The organism is Burkholderia sp. HAN2018, assembly GCF_024704855.1.
Lineage (GTDB): Bacteria > Pseudomonadota > Gammaproteobacteria > Burkholderiales > Burkholderiaceae > Burkholderia > Burkholderia cepacia.
The window spans coordinates 1-483 of sequence record NZ_QOBB01000568.1; the positions used below are offsets into that span (position 1 = coordinate 1).

General features: G+C 67.3%; 1 protein-coding gene. It reads left to right on the plus strand.

The window, feature by feature from the left end:
• Positions 1–483, plus strand: a 483-nt coding sequence (gene cheD / locus DPV74_RS41810) for a chemoreceptor glutamine deamidase CheD (protein WP_119339307.1), incomplete at both ends; no start/stop codon positions are given.

Consider the following 483-nt stretch of genomic DNA (forward strand, 5'->3'; position numbering starts at 1 on the left):
GAGCGCACTGCCGATCGCGACCAATCGCTACTTCGACAGCCACTTCGGCCTGCCCGGCGTGAAGCTGCTGCCGAACGAGTTCTACACGACGTCCGAGGACATGGTGCTGATGACCGTGCTCGGCTCGTGCGTCGCCGCGTGCATTCACGATCCGTACGCGGGCATCGGCGGGATGAACCACTTCATGCTGCCCGACGACGGCGCCGATGCGGGCGCGGCCGCGTCCGACTCGATGCGCTACGGCGCGTATGCGATGGAAGTGCTGATCAACGAGCTGATCAAGGCCGGCGGGCGCCGCGAGCGCTTCGAGGCGAAGGTGTTCGGCGGCGCGGCCGTGCTGGCCGGCATGACGACGATCAACATCGGCGATCGCAACGCCGATTTCGTGCGCCGCTACCTGGCGCTCGAACGCATCCGCATCACCGCGGAGGACTTGCAGGACGTCCATCCGCGCAAGGTCGCATTCATGCCGCGCACGGGCCG